21 protein-coding genes and 1 pseudogene are annotated in these 21977 nt (G+C 61.9%); 8 read left to right on the forward strand and 14 right to left on the reverse strand.

The features are described 5' to 3' along the window. Nucleotides 1–46: 46 nt before the first annotated feature. Entirely contained in the window at nucleotides 47–1396 is a 1350-nt protein-coding gene (locus tag V3314_RS12005) for a heavy metal sensor histidine kinase (protein ID WP_196174263.1), read from the reverse strand. Further along, nucleotides 1393–2073: a two-component system response regulator CinR gene (gene cinR / locus V3314_RS12010; protein WP_135003167.1), complete on the reverse strand. Its 681-nt coding sequence runs from the start codon at nucleotides 2071–2073 to the stop codon at nucleotides 1393–1395. Before cinR ends, V3314_RS12005 begins: the two co-directional genes overlap by 4 nt. A gap of 264 nt (nucleotides 2074–2337) precedes the next feature. Between cinR and queF the strand changes: the two genes are divergently transcribed. Then, nucleotides 2338–3168, forward strand: coding sequence for an NADPH-dependent 7-cyano-7-deazaguanine reductase QueF (gene queF / locus V3314_RS12015; protein WP_338460263.1), 831 nt, complete (start codon nucleotides 2338–2340; stop codon nucleotides 3166–3168). Nucleotides 3169–3315: 147 nt separating this feature from the next. On the opposite strand, the gene V3314_RS12020 is transcribed toward queF, so the two are convergent. Continuing rightward, nucleotides 3316–3579: a DUF4404 family protein gene (locus tag V3314_RS12020; protein ID WP_039614141.1), complete on the reverse strand. Its 264-nt coding sequence runs from the start codon at nucleotides 3577–3579 to the stop codon at nucleotides 3316–3318. Between the two features lie 122 nt (nucleotides 3580–3701). After that, complete coding sequence (locus tag V3314_RS12025) at nucleotides 3702–4265, reverse strand: phosphonoacetaldehyde phosphohydrolase-related protein (protein WP_046615864.1); 564 nt, start codon at nucleotides 4263–4265, stop codon at nucleotides 3702–3704. Nucleotides 4266–4465: 200 nt separating this feature from the next. On the opposite strand from V3314_RS12025, the gene V3314_RS12030 reads away from it, so the two are divergent. Then, the gene (locus V3314_RS12030; protein WP_046615865.1) at nucleotides 4466–5173 is read left to right on the forward strand and encodes a VacJ family lipoprotein; all 708 of its coding nucleotides are present in this window, start codon (nucleotides 4466–4468) and stop codon (nucleotides 5171–5173) included. A gap of 196 nt (nucleotides 5174–5369) precedes the next feature. Then, nucleotides 5370–6599: a hypothetical protein gene (locus V3314_RS12035; RefSeq protein ID WP_338460264.1), complete on the forward strand. Its 1230-nt coding sequence runs from the start codon at nucleotides 5370–5372 to the stop codon at nucleotides 6597–6599. A gap of 26 nt (nucleotides 6600–6625) precedes the next feature. Here V3314_RS12035 and V3314_RS12040 read toward each other — a convergent pair whose 3' ends face one another. Next, nucleotides 6626–6925, reverse strand: a complete 300-nt coding sequence (locus V3314_RS12040; protein WP_046615867.1) for a PilZ domain-containing protein — start codon at nucleotides 6923–6925, stop codon at nucleotides 6626–6628. A gap of 269 nt (nucleotides 6926–7194) precedes the next feature. On the opposite strand from V3314_RS12040, the gene rssB reads away from it, so the two are divergent. Then, nucleotides 7195–8379, forward strand: coding sequence for a two-component system response regulator RssB (gene rssB / locus V3314_RS12045; RefSeq protein ID WP_046615868.1), 1185 nt, complete (start codon nucleotides 7195–7197; stop codon nucleotides 8377–8379). Next, nucleotides 8376–8858: an anti-sigma factor antagonist RssC gene (rssC, locus tag V3314_RS12050; protein ID WP_013971741.1), complete on the forward strand. Its 483-nt coding sequence runs from the start codon at nucleotides 8376–8378 to the stop codon at nucleotides 8856–8858. Before rssB ends, rssC begins: the two co-directional genes overlap by 4 nt. Before the next feature lie 140 nt (nucleotides 8859–8998). Here rssC and V3314_RS12055 read toward each other — a convergent pair whose 3' ends face one another. The 5 genes from V3314_RS12055 to V3314_RS12075 all read right to left on the reverse strand — a co-directional run bounded on the left by V3314_RS12055 (nucleotide 8999) and on the right by V3314_RS12075 (nucleotide 14862). Then, nucleotides 8999–10849 (reverse strand): alkaline phosphatase D family protein, encoded by a 1851-nt coding sequence (locus tag V3314_RS12055; RefSeq protein ID WP_046615869.1) that lies wholly within the window; start codon nucleotides 10847–10849, stop codon nucleotides 8999–9001. A 144-nt stretch (nucleotides 10850–10993) separates the two neighbouring features. After that, a complete protein-coding gene (gene tal, locus V3314_RS12060; protein WP_046615870.1) occupies nucleotides 10994–11920 on the reverse strand; it encodes a transaldolase in 927 nt (308 codons plus the stop codon). Between the two features lie 347 nt (nucleotides 11921–12267). Then, the gene (gene dusA, locus V3314_RS12065) at nucleotides 12268–13278 is read right to left on the reverse strand and encodes a tRNA dihydrouridine(20/20a) synthase DusA (protein ID WP_338460265.1); all 1011 of its coding nucleotides are present in this window, start codon (nucleotides 13276–13278) and stop codon (nucleotides 12268–12270) included. Between the two features lie 203 nt (nucleotides 13279–13481). Further along, nucleotides 13482–14351, reverse strand: coding sequence for an AraC family transcriptional regulator (locus tag V3314_RS12070; protein ID WP_196174488.1), 870 nt, complete (start codon nucleotides 14349–14351; stop codon nucleotides 13482–13484). Nucleotides 14352–14430: 79 nt separating this feature from the next. Continuing rightward, nucleotides 14431–14862: a GFA family protein gene (locus tag V3314_RS12075; RefSeq protein ID WP_080958494.1), complete on the reverse strand. Its 432-nt coding sequence runs from the start codon at nucleotides 14860–14862 to the stop codon at nucleotides 14431–14433. Nucleotides 14863–15072: 210 nt separating this feature from the next. On the opposite strand from V3314_RS12075, the gene V3314_RS12080 reads away from it, so the two are divergent. Continuing rightward, nucleotides 15073–16110: a sterol desaturase family protein gene (locus V3314_RS12080; protein ID WP_046615873.1), complete on the forward strand. Its 1038-nt coding sequence runs from the start codon at nucleotides 15073–15075 to the stop codon at nucleotides 16108–16110. A 33-nt stretch (nucleotides 16111–16143) separates the two neighbouring features. On the opposite strand, the pseudogene V3314_RS12085 reads toward V3314_RS12080, so the two are convergent. The 4 genes and pseudogenes from V3314_RS12085 to V3314_RS12100 form a co-directional block, all read right to left on the reverse strand. Beyond that, nucleotides 16144–16323, reverse strand: a pseudogene (locus V3314_RS12085) (chitin deacetylase); the annotation flags it as partial. Nucleotides 16324–16353: 30 nt separating this feature from the next. Continuing rightward, nucleotides 16354–17271 carry an amidohydrolase family protein gene (locus V3314_RS12090; RefSeq protein WP_338460266.1) on the reverse strand — a complete coding sequence of 306 codons (918 nt, stop codon included), beginning with the start codon at nucleotides 17269–17271 and terminating at the stop codon, nucleotides 16354–16356. Between the two features lie 88 nt (nucleotides 17272–17359). After that, nucleotides 17360–18688, reverse strand: coding sequence for an MFS transporter (locus tag V3314_RS12095; RefSeq protein WP_338460267.1), 1329 nt, complete (start codon nucleotides 18686–18688; stop codon nucleotides 17360–17362). Between the two features lie 78 nt (nucleotides 18689–18766). After that, the gene (locus V3314_RS12100) at nucleotides 18767–19744 is read right to left on the reverse strand and encodes a hydroxyacid dehydrogenase (protein ID WP_046615876.1); all 978 of its coding nucleotides are present in this window, start codon (nucleotides 19742–19744) and stop codon (nucleotides 18767–18769) included. Nucleotides 19745–19982: 238 nt separating this feature from the next. On the opposite strand from V3314_RS12100, the gene V3314_RS12105 reads away from it, so the two are divergent. Together V3314_RS12105 and V3314_RS12110 are read left to right on the forward strand one after the other, a co-directional pair. Then, nucleotides 19983–20660 (forward strand): RraA family protein, encoded by a 678-nt coding sequence (locus tag V3314_RS12105; RefSeq protein WP_013971794.1) that lies wholly within the window; start codon nucleotides 19983–19985, stop codon nucleotides 20658–20660. Nucleotides 20661–20792: 132 nt separating this feature from the next. Continuing rightward, the gene (locus tag V3314_RS12110) at nucleotides 20793–21974 is read left to right on the forward strand and encodes an MFS transporter (RefSeq protein WP_046615877.1); all 1182 of its coding nucleotides are present in this window, start codon (nucleotides 20793–20795) and stop codon (nucleotides 21972–21974) included. Nucleotides 21975–21977 lie beyond the last annotated feature (3 nt).

Genomic DNA, 21977 nt, shown 5'->3' on the forward strand with positions numbered 1-21977 from the left:
TGTGGGAGCTGGCTTGCCGGCGATGGGCTGCAAAGCAGCCCCGATGTCACCGGCCTTCAGTGAAATCGATCACGAATCGTGTCCAACCGTCCGCACACTCCGCCCTGATGTGCCCGCCATGGGCCTGCACGATCGACCGGGTAATCGCCAACCCCAACCCGGCATGCTCGCTACTGCCTTCCCGCCGCGCCGGGTCCACCCGGTAGAAGCGGTCGAACAGCCGCGGTAACGCCGCCGGCTCGATAGCCGCCCCGGTATTGGCCACACCAATCCTCGGCCCTGGCCCCAATGTCACACGTATCTGCCCTCCCGCCGGGGTGAAGCGCAAGGCATTGTCCAGCAAGTTGGACAGCGCCCGGCGCAGCATATGCCGGTCGCCCCGCAGCAGCGCCTCACCCTCGCGCAGCATCTGCACGCCGCTGTCCTCTGCCAGCGGTGCGTAGTATTCAAGCAGCGCATCCACCTCCTCATGCAGCACCAGCGGTGCTTGCCCCGGCACCAGCAGGCCGTGGTCGGCCTTGGCCAGGAACAGCATGTCGTTGATCATCTGCGCCATCCATTGCAGCTCCTCGAGGTTGCCGTGCAGGGCTTCGCGGTACTCTTCGAGGCTGCGCGGGCGGGTGAGGGTGACCTGGGTATGGGTCAGCAGGTTGGACAGCGGCGTGCGCAGCTCGTGGGCGATGTCGGCAGAGAATGCCGACAGGCGCTGGAAGGCATCGTCCAGGCGCTGCAGCATGGCGTTCATGGCCGTCGCCAGCTCGGCCAGCTCTTCGGGCATCTGTGCCACCGGCAGGCGGGTGGTGAGCGAGCGCGCCGATACGCTGGCAGCCACCTGGCCCATCTGCCGCAAAGGGCGCAACCCGCGGCGTGCTGCCCAGGCACCGAGCAGGGCCGTGGCCAGCGCCGACAGGCCCACTGTCAGCCAGATCAGCCGTTGCATGCCCTGCAGGAAGTGCTGGTGATGGGTGATGTCGAGGTACAGGGTCAGTTGTGGCGACTGCGGGGCGCCTTGCGCCAGGTGCACGGCCAGGCTGCGGTAGTCGGTGCCTTGCGCATGCAAGGTAGCCAGCCCGTCGGGCAGCGCCCGTGGCAGGCCTGTACGGCTTTCGAACCAGGTGGCACCGTCGCTGCCGTTGATGCGCAGGGCCAGGTCGGCCTGGTGGCCCAGTTCATCGCGCAAGGCGGGCAGGCGCGCCTGCAGCTCGGCCGGGGTGGTGATGCCGGCCAGCTGGGTGCGGAACAGCGACAGGCGCGAGTCCAGCAGTTGCTGGTCCAGTTCGACGAAGTGCTGCTCGCTGGCCCGGCTGAATATCAGGCCGGCGCCGAGCGAGACCGTGGCGGTGCAGGCGGCGAACAGCAAGGCCAGGCGGCTGCCGAGGGAGACCCGGCGCATCACTCCGCGCGCTCTTCGAGTACATAACCCATGCCGCGTACGGTATGGATCAGCTTGTTGGAATGCGGGTCGTCGATCTTCAGGCGCAGGCGGCGGATCGCCACTTCGATCACATTGGTGTCACTGTCGAAATTCATGTCCCACACCTGCGAGGCGATCAGCGATTTGGGCAGCACCTCGCCCTGGCGGCGCAGCAGTAGTTCAAGCAGGGCGAACTCCTTGGCGGTCAGGTCGATGCGCTGGCCGGCGCGCTCGGCGCGGCGGCGGATCAGGTCCAGGCGCAGGTCGGCCAGGCTCAGGGTCGTGTCCTGGTTGGGGCTGGTGCCCCGGCGCAGCAGGCTGCGCACCCGGGCCAGCAGTTCGGAGAAGGCGAACGGCTTGACCAGGTAATCATCGGCGCCCAGCTCCAGGCCGTGTACTCGGTCCTCCACGGCATCGCGAGCGGTGAGAAACAGCACCGGGGTGTCCAGGCCGGCCTGGCGCACGGCCTGGAGGATCTGCCAGCCGTCCCGGCCGGGCAGCATCACGTCGAGAATCAGCAGGTCGTGGTCGCCGGTCAGGGCGAGGAACTGGCCGGTCTCGCCATCGGTGGCCAGTTCGGTGGCGAAGCCAGCCTCGTTCAGGCCCTGGCTCAGGTACTGGCCGGTACGGGCCTGGTCTTCGACGATCAGCAGTTTCATTGGGTGAATTGACTCCAGCAAGCGGCGCAAAGCCCTGTGGGAGCGGGTTTGCCCGCGAAGAATTCAACACGGTGCATGGCACCGGCTTTGCCTGTGTTCGCGGGTGAACCCGCTCCTACTGGGGCTGGGTGATGCTGAGATGATACGTGACGATGCACCCGCTCGCCCCAAACTGACGAAGATGTAATCCCGCTGACTTGCGCTCCAAGGCGAGGTGCAAAACCGGTAGACTAGGGGCAATTTCGAACCTTCAGGTCAGTTTCCATGCATCCCGCTGCCGAACATTCCCCGCTGGGCAAGTCCAGCGAATACATTGCCACCTATTCCCCGGAGCTGCTGTTCCCGATCCCGCGTACCGCCAAGTGGGCCGAGCTGGGTGTTACTGCCCAGACCTTGCCGTGGCAGGGTGTGGATTACTGGAACTGCTTCGAGCTGAGCTGGCTGCTGCCTTCGGGCAAGCCGGTGGTGGCGATCGGCGAGTTCGCCATTCCCGCCGATTCGCCGAACATCATCGAGTCCAAGTCGTTCAAGCTGTACCTGAACTCGCTGAACCAGACGGTTTTCGCCTCGCCTGGCGAGCTGCAGGCGTGCCTGGAGAAAGACCTGTCCGCAGCCGCCGGCAAGCCGGTGAGCGTGAAAGTGCGCACCTTGGCCGAGGTCGAGGCCCAAGGCGTGGTGGCATTGCCGGGGCAGTGCATCGATGCGCTGGACGTTGCCATCAGCAACTACGAACAACCACAACCAGGGCTGCTGCGCTGCAACCCGGAGCAGCAGGTGGAAGAAACCCTGCACAGCCACCTGTTGAAGTCCAACTGCCCGGTCACCGGCCAGCCAGACTGGGGTAGCCTGGTGGTCGAGTACAAGGGCAGGGGGCTGGACCATGCCAGCCTGCTGACCTACCTGATCAGCTTCCGCCAGCATGCCGACTTCCACGAGCAGTGTGTGGAGCGGATCTACTTGGACTTGAAGAACCTGCTGCAGCCGGAGCATTTGACGGTGTACGCGCGCTATGTGCGCCGGGGTGGGCTGGATATCAACCCTTACCGCAGCACGGGGGCGATCAGCCCGGACAACAAGCGCCTGGTTCGGCAGTAAGGTTCGCAAGTACGCCGGGGGGGCGCTTCGCGCCCCTATCGCGACACAAGGCCGCTCCTACAGGTACAGCGCAAGCCTCAAATCTTGCGCTGTACCTGTAGGAGCGGCCTTGTGTCGCGATAGGGCCGCAAAGCGGCCGCAGTATTTCTAGATCCCCATGCTGTGCAGCGAGTTGGCAATGCTGCGCAGGGTAGCGGTGAGGTCGGGGTGTTCGGCCTCGAAGCGTTCGATCGCCAGGTTCACGCCGTCCACCAGGTTGTTGTCTGGCGTGGCTTCCTCAAGCTTCAGTTGCGCCTCGATCTGGCGCGCTTCTTCGTGCAGCGCGGCCAGTTCCTCGTCCGAAAGTGGCACGTTGCGGTCCAGTTGCTCGCGCAAGCTGTTCAGGCGCTCTTGCAATTCGCGGGCAGGCATTGGCAGTTCTCCATCAATGGCTTGGCAAGCCATGGACCTCAGCGAAGCGGCAAAGGTTCTGGCTTGTCTTCAGCGTAATCCACCTGCCGTTGCTTTGCATGATCCGCGTCAAGGGTGCTGTATCAGGGTTTTTCGCCCTTGCGCCGGCGTTGGGCAATGTCCTGCAGGCAGTTATCCAGCGCCTCCAGGTGGTCGATGACCGAGTGCACGCCCAGGCTGAACAGTTCCAGCGTCGCCTTGCCACGGGCCAGGTCCTGTTCCTGCGCCGTCATGGCTTGCCATTGCCGCGAGCTGCGGTCGCAGAACGGGCTGCAGGCGGCCAGCCCCACCGTCCACAGCCCCGCGTTCAGGCCAGACTGCAACAGGCGTGGGTCGCCGCTGACCAGCACGCAGCCGTCCAGGCGTTCGCTGTCCAGCGTCATCAGGGCTTGCCAGCAGGCATTTGGCGCCGGCCAGCGCACGCCGTTCACCGAATGCCCCGGCAGCCAGGCAGGCAGTACATGCGCAAGGCGCTTGCTCTGGGTGGCGTCGAGGTCGTCCAGCCAGATGCACGGCACCTGGCGCTGGCGCAGGCTGGCGAGGGTGGCCAGGGCGCCGGGTGCGGGCGAAGGGGCGCCATTGGCAGCTTGCACCAGGCAGCCGCGCAAGCCGAACAGCACAGCGGTGAAGGCGGGTGCAGCGTCCATGGCAACTTCCCTCAAATAGTCCGCAGGCTATTCGGCGATTGTTACCGCCCTGTGACAGCGGGCGCCACGCAACAGTTGTTCACAAAATATTGAGCAGTGATGTGTAAAGCTGTTTATCAGCCCGCAAGCCTCTATACTGCCGCCGTACAGCAGCGCACCCGTTTGCGCTTGCGGCCGAGAAATTCGATGGAGAAACACCTATGCGTAGGATCGGTGCCAGTGTGATCGAACGAGTCACCCAGGCCTGTGTCTGCGCCAGCATGCTGCTGGCGCCCGTGGCAGCCACCCAGGCCGCCACCGAGGAAGATCCCTGGGAAGCGGTCAACCGCCCGATCTTCCGTTTCAACGATACCCTCGACACCTATGCCCTCAAGCCATTGGCCAAGGGCTACCAGGCGGTCACCCCGCAGTTCCTCGAAGATGGCATCCACAACATCTTCCGCAACCTGGGTGACGTGACCAACCTGGCCAACGACCTGCTGCAGTTCAAGCCCCATGCGGCGGGCGTGGATACGGCGCGGCTGATCGTCAACACCACCTTCGGCCTGGGCGGCTTCTTCGACGTGGGTACCAAGATGGGCCTGCAGCGCAACGACGAGGACTTCGGCCAGACCCTCGGCTACTGGGGCGTGCCGAGCGGCCCGTACGTGGTCATCCCGCTGCTGGGCCCGAGCACCGTGCGTGACGGCGTGGCCAAGTACCCGGATACCTACACTAAACCCTACCGCTACATCGACCATGTACCGACGCGCAACTCGATCTTCGCCCTGGACATCATCGACACCCGCGCCGACCTGCTGTCGGCAGAGAAGCTGATCCAGGGTGACAAGTACATCTTCATTCGCAACGCCTACCTGCAGAACCGCGAGTTCAAGGTCAAGGATGGCGACGTCGAAGACGACTTCTGAGTTGGGCTTTAGCTGAGCCAAACCCTGGTTCTGAATTGTCTTAAAATAACGCCGGCGCTTTTAGAAGCGCCGGCGTTATTTCTGAATCGGTTGGGGTGGTTGTTTCGGGCATCCTTTACCTATCATTTTTGCCAGTATCTTAATCCTGTCTCGGGCGTTATAAAACTTGCGTAATTTCATTTTATAGGTGAGCGCAATGATTGGAAACGCAGCTAGGCAGGCAGGTGAGCTTGATCCCGAATTCAATGGGGGGAAGGTCAACCTTTCTCATTTGGGTCTTGACCCGGTACTCATGAACCAAATCCGGCCAACGCCTGATGGCGGTGTTTTGGTGACCGCTCGCGGGCGAAGAGATGAACGATTCATCAGCAAGTTTACTCGGCAAGGTGAGTTGGATCTGAACTTTAGAGGGCAGGGCTATTTCGCTATCGCGGCTCAACAACAGCTGGTAGTTGCAGTGGATGGCGGTTTTTATTTGGTCGACAAGTTGTCAGCAACAGAGATCTTTGTGGAGAAATTCCATAAGGATGGCCAGCCCGATGAACGCTATGCAGAAAAGGGAAAATCCATTATCAACTTCGCAGGGGTTCATTCGGAGTTGCTTGAACGCCCCCGTACTGTTCCTGAGCTTGGTTCAACTGTACTAGCCGTGTTGGATGGAGAGTCGCTTTACGTTATTTCAGCGGGATACTGGGGAGGTTTTAACGGCTTCAGGACTGTGATCGCTCGCCTTAATCCAAACGGTGTGCTTGACCAGCTCTTTGGCAAGCAGGGCTTCGTCTTGCTTGACCGTCCTGACGAGAAATTTAATTTGCCACTCATGGCGGAGATACAACGTATTGCCGGACAGCCGGCAAGTCTGATCCTGCAAGTTGAAGAAGCTCGTCCGACTATCGAGTGGGTTCCGGGCTATTACACCTACCTGTATCGTATTACAGGTGCTGGCTCATTTGATGGTAACTTTGGTGATGGGGGAAGGTTGTCGAGACATCTGGATCAAGGGTTGTCTGTTAAATTTTTTGTTGATGAGCAGCAAACGCTCAAGGCTGGTTACCGATATGAATATAATAAGATTGAGGTTCATGGGTGGACGGTTGATGGTGGGCAAGATGAGAATTTTGAGGCGTTGTCGATTTCCATGCCGCCGGAAATGAATATTGGACTAGGTCTTAAGTCTTACGGCGCCGGCATCGATTACCGCTTGGTGCACTTTGGTTCTCGTCATGGTGAGGCAGAGGAGAAACGTGATGTGTACTGCTACTTGGCGGACGGGAACGGGGACCCAGCGTTTGGGGAAAATGGTACTGTGACTCTGGATGTCAGGTACTCAGGATGGCTTATGAATGTAGAGCTGGAAGTTGTACCCGGCACACATGATCTGTTTTTCACGACTGTCGATGATGTGTTCCGCTTGAAAGGGCGCTAAGCCCTCGAGCCTTGGCTTGTGTGGGATTAATGCATGGCGAGTACGCGCAAACCTAGTTTGTGCTGCCCGCCAGGCTGATCGGCAATCCACACTACCTCGGTGCTGGCATGGAGACCCTTCAGCGCCGGGTGGTCGGACTCGATCCTTACCTCGATATGGTCCCCCACCTGGAAGCGCTGCGGTGCCTGCACCTGCATGCCGCCGCTGGACAGGTCCAGGCATACTGCCGCGATCACCTGGCCTTCGTGCAGCAGGCTGGCCTCGGTGTCGATGCGCATGCGGATGAAATCGCGTTTCTCGTCATGGCTGGAGGGCGTGTGGGGCATGCTGCATCCGTCCCATCGGGTTGCGCTGGTCGGCTTTCTTATAACTCCCGGTGATTTGGCCTGTAAAGTGCGTCGAGGTGAACCTTTGCATGCTTGAAACGCCTGCCGGATGGGAGTACCGTCTGCGCCTTACAAGGTCCCTCTGACAGTTGCCGGGCAAGTGTTCTTGTCCTACAACTCAAGTAGAGTGTGACCACAGAGAATTCCCGTAGCTGGCCGTCTGCCTTGCCGACACCGCTGCACCACCCAAATCGGCGCCGTTCGCCCACATGCAGAAAACCAGTGCAACGCTGCTGATCATCGATGACGACGACGTGGTCCGTGCAAGCCTCGCCGCCTATCTTGAAGACAGTGGCTTCAGCGTCCTCCAGGCCAGCAATGGCCAGCAGGGGCTTCAGGTCTTCGAAGAACACCAGCCCGACCTCGTGATCTGCGATCTGCGTATGCCGCAGATGGGCGGCCTCGAGCTGATCCGTCAGGTCAGCGAGCGTGCCCCGCAGTTGCCGGTGATCGTGGTGTCCGGTGCCGGCGTCATGAGTGATGCGGTGGAAGCGTTGCGCCTGGGCGCTGCCGACTACCTGATCAAGCCGCTGGAAGACTTGGCCGTGCTCGAGCATTCGGTGCGCCGCGCCCTCGACCGTTCGCGCCTGGTGCTGGAAAACCAGCGCTACCGCGACAAGCTTGAAGCTGCCAACCGCGAACTGGAAGCCAGCCTGCACCTGCTGCAGGAGGACCAGACTGCCGGTCGCCAGGTGCAGATGAACATGCTGCCGGAAAGCCCTTGGGTGGCCGGCGATTTCGCCTTCGAGCACCAGATCATCCCGTCGCTTTACCTGTCGGGTGATTTTGCCGATTACTTCCGGGTGGACGAACGGCGCATCGCTTTCTACCTCGCCGATGTCTCCGGGCATGGTGCGTCGTCAGCGTTCGTCACCGTGCTGCTGAAATTCATGACCACACGGCTGTTGTTCGAATTCAAGCGCGGCAGCAAGATGCGCGAGTTCAAACCCTCGCAGGTGCTCAGCCACATCAACCGCGGGCTGATCAACTGCAAGCTGGGCAAGCACGTGACCATGGTTGGCGGGGTGATCGACGAAGACACCGGCCTGTTGACCTACGCCGTTGGCGGCCATCTGCCGCTGCCGGTGCTGCACACCCCCGAGCACACCCGCTACCTGGAAGGCCGCGGCCTGCCGGTGGGGCTGTTCGACGAGGCCACCTACCAGGACCTGGTAGTGGAGCTGCCGCCGCAGTTCAGCCTCAGCTTGATGTCCGATGGCATTCTGGACCTTTTGCCGGGTGACACGCTCAAAGATAAAGAAACCGCCCTGCCGGAAATCGTCAGGGCAGCAGGTGGCAGCCTGGATGGGCTGCGCCAACGATTTGGATTGGCTACGCTTGGGGAGATGCCGGATGATATCGCCCTATTGGTGTTGAGCAGGAACCTTCAATGAGTACCGGTAGAATCCAGTTCGCCGAGCAGAGTGGTACCTTCGTCCTGAAATTCGTCGGTGAAGTGCGCCTGACCCTGTGTTCGGCGCTGGATGCGACGATCGAGAAGATTTTCACCGCGTTGAACTTCTCGGCGATTGTCATCGACCTGACCGAAACCGAGAGCATCGACAGTACCACCCTGGGCCTGCTGGCCAAGCTGTCGATCCTGTCGCGTCAGAAGGTAGGCCTGTTGCCGACTGTGGTCACCACCAACCCGGACATTTCCCGGTTGTTGCAGTCGATGGGCTTCGATCAGGTGTTCAACATCGTCGATCGACCGATCCCTTGCCCGGAATGCCTGACCGACCTGCCGTCCCAGGACCAGAATGAGGACGTGGTGCGCTCCAAGGTGCTGGAGGCGCACAAGATCCTCATGGGCTTGAACGACTCCAACCGCGAAGCCTTCCATGACCTGGTCAATGCGCTGGAGCGGACCTGATCTTCAGCCTGTACCGGCCTCTTCGCGGGTAAACCCGCTCCCACAGGTACTGCGTTGCATTCAGAACCTGTGTTGCCCTGGTGGGAGCGGGTTTACCCGCGAAGAGGCCGGCAAGGCCAACACAAGCATTACCTGCCTGATCACCCCCGCCGCGCAAACTCGGTAGCCTCACCCCCACCCGCATCCAGCTGATACACCCGCGCCGGCCGCCCCTGTTCATCGAAGAACACCTGCCCCAACCCCGCGCCATTCCACAACCGTTCGCCAGCCTTGCTATGGCTGGGCGTACGCGGCACTACCTCCATTTCCCGCCGCTTGGTAAACCAGTTGAGCGGCGAGCGTGGCGCATACAGCCAGCGGTTGAGCCGGTCGAGCACATCCAGCAGGCGCCGCGGGAATTCGTTCTTGATCCCGCTGCTGGTCACCTGCCACAAGTGCGGGCTGCGCTGGCGGTGGCGAATCAGCACTTCATAGACGAACGAGTAATGCACGTCGCCGGACAGCACCACGTAGTGCCCCGGCGTGCGCGAGTGGCGGAAGATGTTGAGGATGACCTGTGCTGCACCGCGATGGGCCATCCAGTTCTCGGCATCCACCAGCAGCGGGTAGCCCAGCCAGCTGAACAGCTTCTGCACCGTCTCGATCAGCTTCACGCCAAAAATCGGCGCAGGCGACACGATGATCGCCGACGGGTGGTCCAGCAATGCTTGCTGCAGCTCGCTCAGCGCCTCCCAGTCCAGCAGGCCGGACGGCTTGGCCAGGCTGCTTTCGCTGCGCCAGCGGCGGGTGCGGGTGTCCAGCACCAGCAAGGGTGGGTTGGTGGGCAGGCTGAACTGCCAGCCCTGGAAGCGCAGCAGCGCGCCGATCAGCTCATCCTGGGTCTGGCTGTTCAACGCCTGGCATTGCCCGACCAGGGGCTTGCAGCCCTGCGGGTCGTTACCCCAGGCCTGGCACAGCAGGTAGCCGAGCAGGGCATTGCCGATGATCCGTCGCGAGAAGGGGTGGCCGTAGGCGGTTTCTTCCCACAGCGCCGAGAGGTTCCAGTCGTCGGTGATATCGTGGTCGTCGAAGATCATCAGGCACGGCAGGTGGGCCATCACTCGCGCTACCTGGCCGAGGTTGTCGGCAAACGCCTGGATCAGCGGCAGCTCCTGGAGGTAACGGGCCTGGCGCGGGGCGGTGAGCCCATCGGGCATGTCCAGGTTCACCAGCTGCCAGGGCACTGGTGACCACACCAGCAGGTACATGGCCATGACCTCGGCGAAGGTCACCAGGTGGTTGTCGGCGTTGCTGGACGAGAAGATCGGCTTGCGCTTGCCGCCGAAAAAGCGCTCGCGCAGGGTTTCGTTGCGTTCCTGCGCCGGCAGCAGGTCGGCGCGGTGGTAATAGCAGGCCGGGTGCTGGTACAGCGCCTGGCTGTCGGGCACCACCGCGCCCTCCAGTTGCTCGTCGAACAGGCCCAGGCGCGCAATCAGGCTGTGGATGGCGCGCAGCATCGGGCCGGCGACGTCGTCGGCATAGACCTGGTCGCCGGTCATCAACAGCACGGCGGGCCGGTCCGCGGGGCTTTCGCAGGCCTGCAGCAGGCGGTCGGCGCAGAGCAGGCCATCGGCGGCCGGAAAATGCGGCTTGCGGCAGGAACCGTGCAGCAGGTGGTCGAGCCGATCGCGCAGCACCAGGCTTGGGCGCTGGGCGCCGGAGTAGAGAAGGTGCGGCGCCCAGCCGGCGACGCCCTGGCCGTTGATGAGCAGGTCATAGTCGAGCAGCTGGTTGCAGGGCAGGGGCTGGGTGAAGTAGATGTCCAGCAGGTGGATGAAGGCGTGCTGGCCCACCGTGACGACCTGGCAATCGACCCGGGCCTCGCCTGCCGGGAAGATGAATTCGGGTTGCAGCGGTTGCGTGGCGACCAGCCAGATGGCCAGGCGCTGGGGTTCCAGGCGGCGCAGTACCGGGCCAGCGAGTACTAGGGGCAATGGGGTAGAGGAGGTCATCGACAGCTCAGGTTGCTTCTCGGGCCTCTTCGCGGGTTTACCCGCGAAGAGGCCCTGGAATTCAATACAAATCTAAGGCCAGGTAAAACAAAACGGGCGGAAAATGCTGAACACTTCCCGCCCGTCAGGCAATCTCGAAATGTGTCAGGCCTTTTCAGCCATCAACTTCTCCAGCTTCTCCTGGTCCCGCGCGAACTGGCGAATGCCTTCGGCCAGCTTCTCGGTACCCATGGCATCTTCGTTCATGGCCCAGCGGAACTGGCTTTCGTTCAGTTGTTGCTTGGGCTCGCCGGCATTGCCCGGCTTCAGCACTTGCGGCAGGTCGCCCTGATCATCGCTGAGCTGCTGCAGCAGCTCTGGGCTGATGGTCAGGCGGTCGCAGCCGGCCAACTGCTCGATCTGGCCGATATTGCGGAAGCTGGCACCCATCACCACAGTGTTGTAGCCGTTGGCCTTGTAGTAGTTGTAGATGCGAGTGACCGACTGCACGCCCGGGTCTTCGGCGCCCACGTATTCCTTGCCGGTGCTCTTCTTGTACCAGTCGTAGATACGGCCAACGAACGGCGAAATCAGGAACACCCCCGCATCGGCGCAAGCCTGGGCCTGGGCGAAGGAGAACAGCAGGGTGAGGTTGGTCTGGATGCCTTCCTTCTCCAGCTTCTCGGCGGCGCGGATGCCTTCCCAGGTGGAGGCCAGCTTGATCAGCACGCGTTCGCGGCCAACACCGGCGGCTTCGTACAGCTCGATCAGCTTGCGCGCCTTGGCCAGCAGGGCGGGTTCGTCGAACGACAGGCGGGCATCCACCTCGGTGGAGATACGCCCCGGGATGACCTTGAGAATGCCCGAACCCACGGCCACCGCGAACTTGTCGCAGGCCAGGTCGACATTACCCTTGGCATCGGCCTTTACCTGCTTGAGCAGCTCGGCGTAACCCGGGATGGCCGCAGCCTTGAGCAGCAGCGACGGGTTGGTGGTGGCATCGACCGGTTTCAGGCGGGTGATGGCGTCCAGGTCCCCGGTGTCGGCGACCACGGTGGTGAACTGCTTTAGTTGTTCCAGCTTGGAGGTCATGGGCGTGCTCTGTCCTGTGCAATGACTCGACATTACCCGAGCCCCGACGGCCACTCAAGGGCCCGCGAAGCGCGGTGCGAAAGGTGAAGCTTCGAGTCGCAGGCGGCCCCGAGGTTCCGCATCTGATTGCAAGGGCCACTGTGGATACAACCGGCTTACACAAAATCCGGAAGTTTGCGCGATCCCGGTGGGAGCGGGTTTACCCGCGAACACCGGCGAAGCCGGTGCCATGCACCGCGTTGCCTTCTTCGCGGGTAAACCCGCTCCCACAGAATCTGCATATGTCTGAACCCCGGCAGCATGCTGCGGGAGGGCTGGCTTGCCGGCGAGTACGCCCGCCTGCTGAATCACCGCCCCTGCAACAATTCCACCGCCTGGTCGAACACCGCTAACGGCTCTGCCGCCTTGTGAATATCCGCCGACAGCAGCTGGCGGAAGCGCCGCGCGCCTTTGAACCCTTGCGCCAGCCCCAGAATATGCCGGGTAACGTGATGCATCGCGCCACCACTTTCCATGTGCGCGACAATATAGGGCCGCAACTGCGCCAGCGCCTCGCTGCGGCTGACCACCGCCGCCTCGCTGCCGAACAGCTGCTGGTCCACCTCGGCCAGCAGGTAAGGGTTGTGGTACGCCTCACGTCCCAGCATCACCCCATCGAAGGTTTCAAGGTGTGCCTGGCACTCGGCCAGGGTCTTGATCCCCCCGTTGAGCACGATCTCCAGGTCCGGGAAGTCCGCCTTCAACTGCGCTGCCACGTCATAGCGCAGGGGCGGAATCTCACGGTTCTCTTTCGGCGACAGCCCTTCCAGGATCGCGATGCGCGAGTGCACGGTAAAGCTCCGGCAGCCTGCCTCGCGCACCTGGCCGACGAAGTCGCACAGCTCGGCGTAGCTGTCGCGGCCATTGATGCCGATGCGGTGCTTGACCGTCACCGCTGTCGACACCGCGTCACGCATGGCTTTCACGCAATCGGCCACCAGCGCCGGGTGGGCCATCAGGCAGGCACCGATCATGTTGTTCTGCACCCGGTCACTCGGGCAGCCGACGTTGAGGTTGACCTCGTCGTAGCCAGCCTCCTCGGCCAGGCGGGCGCAGGCGGCCAGGTCGGCCGGCACACTGCCGCCCAGTTGCAGGGCCAGCGGGTGCTCGGAGGCGTCGTGGCGCAGGAAACGGTGGGCGTCGTTGTGCAGCAGGGCACCGGTGGTGACCATTTCGGTGTAGAGCAGGGTGTTTTTGGAAAGCAGGCGCAGGAAGAACCGGCAGTGGCGGTCTGTCCAGTCCATCATGGGCGCAACGCTGAAGCGACGGGAAGGCTCAGAGCGCGTGGTTGCTGGGTTAGAGCCTGTGTTTGTAGTCATATCGTTCAACGTGTCTTGTACCAAATTCAGCAGTTTCGAGGGTGTTTGCAGCAAACCGAGAAGCTCGACGTAGCAAAAGTCGGCGGCAGGAGATCGGTGATTGCCAGGTCAGGCGGCTAGTTTACCAAGAGAGCTGGCTATCCGTCTGGACTCGATCCATGCGCAGCCCAGCAGCCTTCTACCCAGATTAGCCACCAGCCAACCTACTTGAGTGGCACGTAGATATCCGTTTGCCAGTGCTCCAGCGGCGTTTCCGGATACACGCTCAAATAGTGAAAGAACAGCGGATGATCCCGCAGTTCCTCATTGCTCGAAGGCAACCAGTCCCGATAAAGCGGATAAATGGTTTCGCCAATGTAGTCAGGCGACCCGGTATGCCGGATCACGGCGCAGCGGCCCGCTGGGATGACGCGTTCGTGCACGCCGAAATCATTGGGCTGCACAGCTTCGTCTATCTCGCCACACACGGCGAAGCGAAAGGCGTGCGCCGGGGTGGTGTCCGGGTTGTCGTAGGGGATGCCGAAGGTTCGGCTGCTGGCCACCGGTGACTGGCCGCTCTGAATGCGCCATTGGCGAAAACGCGCAACGCTTTCACTGACCAGGCCGGGCGCCCCTTGGTGTTCGAGCGCGGCCACATGGGTTTCGGCGAAATCCACGATGCGGATCTGCATGGTGATACTCCTTGAAAGATGAGGAACAACGAAAACCGCACTCCAGGCCTGCCAGTTCGGGGCCTTGGCAAATACGCTCGGCGCCATGCCAAACGCACGCTTGAAAGCCCTGGAAAAGGCTTCGGGGCTTTCGAAGCCGGCGCCGAAAGCTGCTTCCAGTACGGAGATGGCCGGCGAGGCGACCAGTTGATGCGCCGCGCGTCGCAGCCTCATCAGTTGCACATACCGTGATACCGGAATGCCGATGTATGCCGTGAATTGCCGATGAAAGTGAAAGGCCGAGAAATTGGCGATGCGGCTCAGGGCATTTACCGACAGGTCCCCTTCGAGGTGGCTGTCGATATAGGCAAGCACGGCTTCGAACCGTTTTGCGTAGGTTGGGTTGTGCTGTGAGTCAGTCAACGAACGGAATCTCCGGAAGGTGCGGTGAGCGCTAGCATCCGTTGTTCAGACATGGAGGTGCCTAGCCGTGATTGCTCTATCAAGGATTGTCTTGACCGTGCTGTGGATGGCTTGGCGTTGCCAATGTGTGCAGGTGAGGGCAGTACCAGGGGGCAGCAAAATCGACATGAACGTGTTTCTGCTTCTTGGGCAGGAACGGGGTATCAAGTGTGCCCAGTGCTATCGAAACCCAGTCGGCAAAGTCGCCTTGGGAACGTGACCAGAACAAAGTCGAGCCGCACTCGGCGCAGAACTCGCGCACTACCGTCGGCGAAGAGGCAAAGGCTTTGATGTTGCAGGTGCCGCGGAGGATTCGCAGCCTGCTGCGTGGAACGCTGCCATAGGAGGCGAAGGCTGCCCCGTGGCTTTTGCGGCACTGGCTGCAATGGCAATGACTGACTGCCTTGGGAGGGGTCAGTAGCAGGTAACTGACCGCTGCGCACAAGCAGCTTCCTTCGTATGTATCGATCACTGGCGCTTCCGTGCAGGTGGGAAGCGCCAGCGTAACTGCCCTCGCATGATCAGTCGACTGGGCGCAGCGTGTAGTTCACCCCTCAGACCTTGTCTGCAAGGTGGTACTGCCTGTGTCGGTCGAGGGTACCAGGCGCTTGCATAAAACCGCTTGAGTAAATAAAACTGATTTACAATTGCACCCCCCGTTTTTTGCCGAGGCTGACGTTTCGTGGATGCCCTGCCGCTTTTCTCTGAGCACCTGACCGATTGGGTGATCACGCCCGTTACCGAGCAGTTTCTCGGCATTTTCAATATGAACGGCCGTTTCGGGGTCTTGTTTCTTTGCATCTCCTATGGCGCAGCCTACGGCCTGTTCCGTTTCAGGAAGCGGCGCGGCCTGAGCGACGCCCAGTCGTTCTGGCAATTCATCGGCGGCGCCCGGGTACATCTGCATCCCTCGGCGCTGCTGGACTACCGCTACTACTTCGTGCGGGCCATCCTCAAGATTGCGCTGGTGCTGCCCGTCGTCCAACTGGTCGACCCCTACATCCTGCACTCCGGCGATTACCTGGCCTTTTTCAACAACCTCTGGGGCGCGCGCCCGCGCCTGGGCGAAAACCTCGCACTGTCCTTGCTCTACGGGTTGGGGGTGTTCCTGCTCAAGGACTTCATCCATTACTGGGCGCACCGGGCCTTTCACTCCCGCTGGCTCTGGGCCTTTCACAAGGTCCACCATTCGGCGCCCGTGCTGGTACCGGCGACGGCGAGCCGGGTGCATTTCGTGGAAAAGATCGTCGAGAAACTTAGCACCGGCATTTGCATCGGCCTCTACGCCGGATGCTTCTGGTACCTCTGCGGCGGTGAAGTCAGCCGCTACACCCTGTTCGGCGTGACCTACCTGGTATTCATCTTCAACAGCCTGGCGGCCAACCTGCGGCACAGCCATGTCTGGCTGTCTTTCGGCCCGCAACTGGAACATGTGTTCAACAGCCCGGCCCAGCACCAGATCCATCACAGCGACGCCCCGCGCCATTTCAACCGTAACTTCGGCACCAACCTGTCCCTCTGGGACTGGATGTTCGGCACGCTCTATGTCACTACATCAACGCCCGAAAACATCCGCTTCGGCACCAACGAGCAGGACCACCAGCGTTACCTGACGGTCTATAGCCTGATCGTCACGCCCTTTGTCGAAACCGGCCGCAAGGTCCTGGTGAAGTGCCAGCGCAAGGCTGTGCTCGGCGCGTCCGGCAGGGCGGGTCGTTAGCTGATCCCGTGTTTGTTGCGAACGACTGACCGCTCAGGCGGGGAACTGGGCTATCCAGTGCCTGGCAATCTCTTCGCGCCGGCAGACCCACACCCCGTCGTGGCCCTGCACGTAATCGAGAAAGCGCGCCAGCGCCATCGCACGACCAGGATGGCCACTGATCCGCCCATGCAGGCCCACGCTCATCATCTTCGGGTGGTGCGCGCCCTTCCGATGCGGCCGACTTTTCGGTTTGGCAGGTGATCAGAAGTCGTAGAGCTGGGTGGGGTTGTCGCGCAAGATCAGGGCCTGGGTTTGCTCCTTTGGTGCCCAGCGCATCAGCAGGTCAAGGACCTGCGCATCGTCGGGTTTCTGCTCGGCGGCAAGCGTCGGGTGCGGCCAGTCGCTACCCCATAGCATGCGATCAGGGCGATGGCTGACCAGTGCAGTGGCGACTCGGCCGACGTCCTCGAACAGCGGTGCTCCGATTTTCGAGCGAAGATAAGGTGCCGACAGCTTGATCCATGCCCGGTCGGTGTCCAGCAGCCGCACCAGTGCGGCGAAAGCTGGCGACTTCAGCGCTTCTGGCTGTGGTACATGGCCCATGTGGTCGATAACGATCTTGCCTGGCAAGGCCAGCAAGCGCGGGGCAACCTCGGGCAGCAGCGGCCCGGTAGCGACCTGTACGTTCCAGCCCAGTTCGCCGACCCGCGCGGCCAGGCTTTCCAGCCCATCGAGCGCCTGGCTGCCGACGCTCAGGTTGAAGCGGATACCACGCACTCCTGCCTGGTGCAGTTCGGCAAGTTCTGCGTCGGTAATCCCATTGGACACAACCGCCACACCCCGGGCATCGCCTCGGCTGCGCAACAAGCCATCGAGCATCACCCGGTTATCGGTGCCGTAGGTCGATGGCGTGACGATGACCATGCGGCGGATGCCCAGGCGCTGCTGCATTTTGCGATAATCCTCCAGCGAGGCATCCGCCGGCAGCAGGGTAGCGCCGGGTGCGGCCGGGATACGGCTGTCGTAGAGGTGCATGTGGCAGTCGATGCTGCCTGCGGGCGGCGTCAGGCGCGGGTGCGCATCGCCCTTGCTGAAGGGCACGTCGGCCATGGCGCCCATGGAGGCGACAGCACCCAGTGCACCGGTGGCCTGCAAGAATTGACGACGAGACAACGTCATGGATATTCCTCGTTTCTTGTTGTTGTGAAATGACGATGCCCACGTTCCTGAGGCAGGAAAGTGGGCATCGAAGTACGGCTTGCGCGGCTTATTTCGCGCTGAGGGCGCTGGCTGCCGCAGCTTGCTCGCGCTGGCGCTTGCGGCCGATCACCAGTACCGCGACCCCGGCCACGGTGCACAGCGCGGCCAACGGCATCAGCGCCAGGGAGTAGCTGCCGGTGGCATCGTGAATGGCGCCGTAGGCATTGACCATGATGCCTCCGCCAATCAGGTTGGCCATGGCGCCCACGGCTGCCAGCCCCGCAGCAGCAGTCGAGGAAGACAGCCAACCCGACACCAGCGCCCAGAACGGCCCTTTCATCGAGTAGGCGCCCACCAGGACCATGGTCAGCATCATCACCGTTGCCGGCAGGGACGAGGTGAACAAGGTCATCAACAGGCCCGCCGCGATCAGCAGCATGGTCATCGCCGTGTGCCAGCGACGCTCGCCGCTGCGGTCGGAGCTGCGACCCCAGATGATCATCAGCACAGAGGCAACACCGTAAGGGATGGCATTCACCAGGCCGATTTCCATCGAGCTCAGGCCGAATGTCTTCAGCAGTTGCGGGGCCCACACGCTCATGGTACTGCCTGCAGCTGAAGCGCCCGAGTAGATCAGGGCCAGCACCCAGATGTCTTTGTGGCGCAGCAGCTTCCACAGCGAAATATGGCCGATGGCGGTCTTTTTCGAGGCTTCATCAGCCAGGCGCTTGGTGAGCCAGCCGCGCTGCTCGTCATTCAGCCACTTGGCCTGCTCGGGGCGGTCGGTAAGCACGAACAGGCAGGCGATGCCCAGCAATACGGCAGGAATGCCTTCGAGAATGAACAGCCAGTGCCAGCCACGCATACCCATCCAGCCGTCCAGGTTCAGCAGCAGGCCCGACAGTGGCGAACCAATGAAGTTGGCGGCAGGGATCGCCACCATGAACAGCGCCACCATGCGCGCGCGGTAGGCAGACGGCAGCCAGTAGGTGAGATACAGCAGCACGCCCGGGAAGAAACCGGCCTCGGCAGCACCCAGCAGAAAGCGCATCACGTACAGTGAATTGGCACCCTGAACGAACGCCGTGCCTGCCGAGATCAGGCCCCAGGTGATCATGATGCGGGCTATCCAGATGCGTGCCCCGTAGCGTTGCATGGCCAGGTTGCTGGGGACTTCGACCAGGAAGTAGGCAAAGAAGAACAGGCTGCTGGCGAAGCCGAACACCTTGGCCGTGAGCTGCAGGTCCTCGTTCATCTGCAGGGAAGCCATGCCGATGTTGCCGCGATCGATGATCGCGATCAGGTAGCAGACGATCAGAAAGGGCAGCAGTCGCCAGGCGATGCGGCGCATGGTGCTGCGTTCGAGTTCATCCGGCAGCGATGTTGCTGAAGTCATGGTGCTCTCCAATTGTTTTTTTTCTGGAGTGACGCGTGTGAACGTGCCTCGCTCACGAGAGGCACGCGAGGGGTGCGATCAGCTGGCGAAGAGGTGGCGGTTGACCACGCAACGCGGATCCAGAGCATTGCCCGCCCATACATCGAGAACCTGCTTCAGCGCTACCAGGCCTACCCTTTCGCGGGCCTCGGTGGTGTTGGCACCGACATGCGGCGTGGCGACCAGTGTCGGCAGGCCCCACAGCGGGCTGTCGGCAGGCGGCGGCTCGGGGCTGAAGGTATCCAGGCCGGCACCGGCGATGCGGCGTTCGCTGAGCGCTTTTACCAGGGCGTTGGTGTCGATCAGCTCACCACGGGCAGTGTTGATCAGGATGGCGCCTGGGCGCATGCGCTCGAACTGGGCAGCGCCAATCAGGTTGTGGTTGGTCTCGGTCAGCGGGCAGTGCAGGCTGATGATATCGCTTTCAGCCAGCAGGCGATCGAAATCCTCTTCGCGCTCGACGTGCGGGCGCTCCGGCAGTTGCTTGAGGTAGGGGTCGAACACCTTGACCTTCATGCGCAGTGGCGCCACCAGGTCCATGAGGATGCTGCCGATCGAGCCCAGACCGATAAGCCCCAGGGTTTTGCCCGACAGCTCCATGCCGTTGGCCGAGGATTTGTCCCAATGCCCGTCACGCATGCGCGCATCCAGCAGCGCGGTTTGACGTGCCACGCTGAACATCAACGCGAAGGCCAGCTCGGCCACCGACTGGGCATTGGCGCCCAGGGCGATCGATACCGGGATGCTGCGGTCGGCGGCGGCCTGCAGATCGATAGTGTTGTAGCCCACGCCGTGCTTGGCGATCACTTTCAGGTTGGCTGAAGCGTCGATCATGGCGCGGGTCAGTTTGCCCTGGCGGACCACGATGGCATCGGGCTGTTCAGCGCGAATGATCGCTTCCAGTTCTTCGGCGGGCAGGTAGGGCGTAGTGGGGACGATTCTGACGCCCTGTTCGGCGGCAAGGTTCATGGCCTCGGCAGCAAGCTCAGGGCCGGTCAGCAGAATGGTACGGGACATCGGGGATACCTTGTTCTTGTCTGGGAGCGGTTCGGGCGCAGTCTGCCGCTCATGTGCGGCAATGGGGTAAACCCTATCATAATGAAACGCTGTTGCAAGAAAATTCATGTAGTCGCCGATGCCTGGCAAAAAAAAAGCCGACAAAAACCAATTGCCACGACTTTAATGAAATGACATTCTAAAAAACAGATTCGGCAGCGGCCGATGACATCGAATAACACCAAGAGAGGTATGTCACATGAGCATTGGCTTCCAAGTGCTTGAGCGCGCACGTAAAGTCGGTGATGAGTGGGTTGCACGTTATCGTGAGGTTCCGGTTGCCAACGTCAGCGATTCGATGAACCGGATGACTGCAGGTGGTGCCCGCCTGCGCCCCATGCATCGCGAAGGTGTGCTGTGTGGCCCGGCCTTGACAGTCAAGGCGCGCCCAGGTGACAACCTCATGCTGCATTACGCGATCGATATCGCTCAGCCGGGCGATGTGATCGTGGTCGATGCCGGTGGCGATCTGACCAACGCCCTGATCGGTGAAATGATGGTGGCTTACGCGGTCAAGCGTGGCTTGGCCGGTATCGTCATCAACGGCGCCATTCGCGATGCAGCCAACATCGGTGCGGGTGACTTCCCGTTGTTCGCTGCTGGCGTTTCGCACCGTGGCCCATACAAGGACGGCCCGGGCGAGATCAACGTGCCGATTGCCATTGATGGTATGGTGATCGAGCCAGGCGACCTGGTGATCGGTGATGACGATGGCCTGCTGTGCGTGCCTTACGACCACGTCGCCGAGGTCTATGCTCGCGCCACCGCCAAGCACACTGCCGAAACCGCACAGATGGAACACATTGCCCAAGGCACCAACGACCGTTCCTGGGTCCTGGAGTCCTTGAAGAAGAAAGGCTGCCTGCTGCCAGGCTGATCCAGCATGCGCTGCGCACCTTGCGATGGGGTGTGCAGCGGCTGTTGGGTCGGTGTCGGTCGCGGGTTCTATTGAGGATTCGCAGACTTGTCCGATTCATCGTCACCGCATCGCAAACGTTGGCCCGCCGCCGTGCGGGCGCTCGCTCATCGCAACTTTCAGATCTATTTCGCCGGCCAGGGTGTTTCCACTCTGGGCAAGTGGGTTCAGCAGGTTGCATTGGCCTGGCTGGCCTATCATCTGACCGGTTCGGCCGTACTGCTGGGGCTGATCACCTTCCTTTCGCTCGCGCCGCAATTGCTCATCGGCCCGTTGGCAGGAGCGTGGATCGATCGGCATGACAAGCGCCGGTTGCTGATCATCGTGCAGCTTATCCTGATCGCGCAGTCGCTCGTGCTGGCGCTTGCAACCTGGCGCAACTGGATCGATGGTCCGTTCATTGCTGCCATGGCATTGCTGCTTGGCTTGCTCAATGCCTTGGAAACCCCTCTGCGCCAAGCGCTGATCGGCAGTTTTGTCGACGACCCGGCCGACCTGCCGAACGCGCTGGTGCTCAATGCCATGTTGATCAATGCCGCACGGTTCGTCGGCCCGCCATTGGCCGGTGGGCTCATTGCCCTGGCCGGCGAGGCGGCCTGCTTCGCCCTTACTGCCGTGGCTTTCATGGCCTTGCTGGGTGGCTTGCTGAAAGTGCGCGGTACTGCCGGCCCAAAGGCCAGTGGCTCAACCGCGCAAGTGTTTCGCGAAGGGTTGTTGTATCTGTGGCAAACGCGCAACGTTCGCCAGTTGCTGGTCAACGTGATCATGGTCAACTTGTTGGCATCCTGCTACGCGGCACTGCTGCCGATCCTGGCCAGGGCCGTGTTCGCTGGCGATGCGCGAGTGCTTGGATGGTTGTGGGGGGCGGCAGGCGCGGGCGCGTTCGTGGCCACGCTGGTGCTGGCGGTTGGCGGTGCATTGCCTCGCCTGCGCCAGTTCACCGATGCTGGAGCACTGCTATGCGCGGTTGCGCTGATCGGTTTGTGGATGGCGGGTGCGCTGCCACTGGCGCTGCTGGCGCTGGGCGTTCTGGGTTTCGGCATCACCCTGAGCAATGTCAGTACCAACATGCAGCTGCAAAGTGGCGCACCCAGCCATTTGCGTGGCCGGGTGATCGCTTTCTATATTGCCATGCGCTTCGGCTTCGAAGCTTTGGGCGGCATGGCGGCGGGGCTGATCGCGGCCCGCTGGGGAGCGCCGGCGACCTTGGGGGTCGCCGGAGGGTGCCTGGTGATCGGGCTGTTGGGTCAATACGGCATGCGTCGTCGCAGCTGAGCG

This window comes from Pseudomonas sp. TE3-3-F2023 (genome assembly GCF_036784815.1).
Taxonomy (GTDB): Bacteria; Pseudomonadota; Gammaproteobacteria; order Pseudomonadales; family Pseudomonadaceae; genus Aquipseudomonas; species Aquipseudomonas pudica.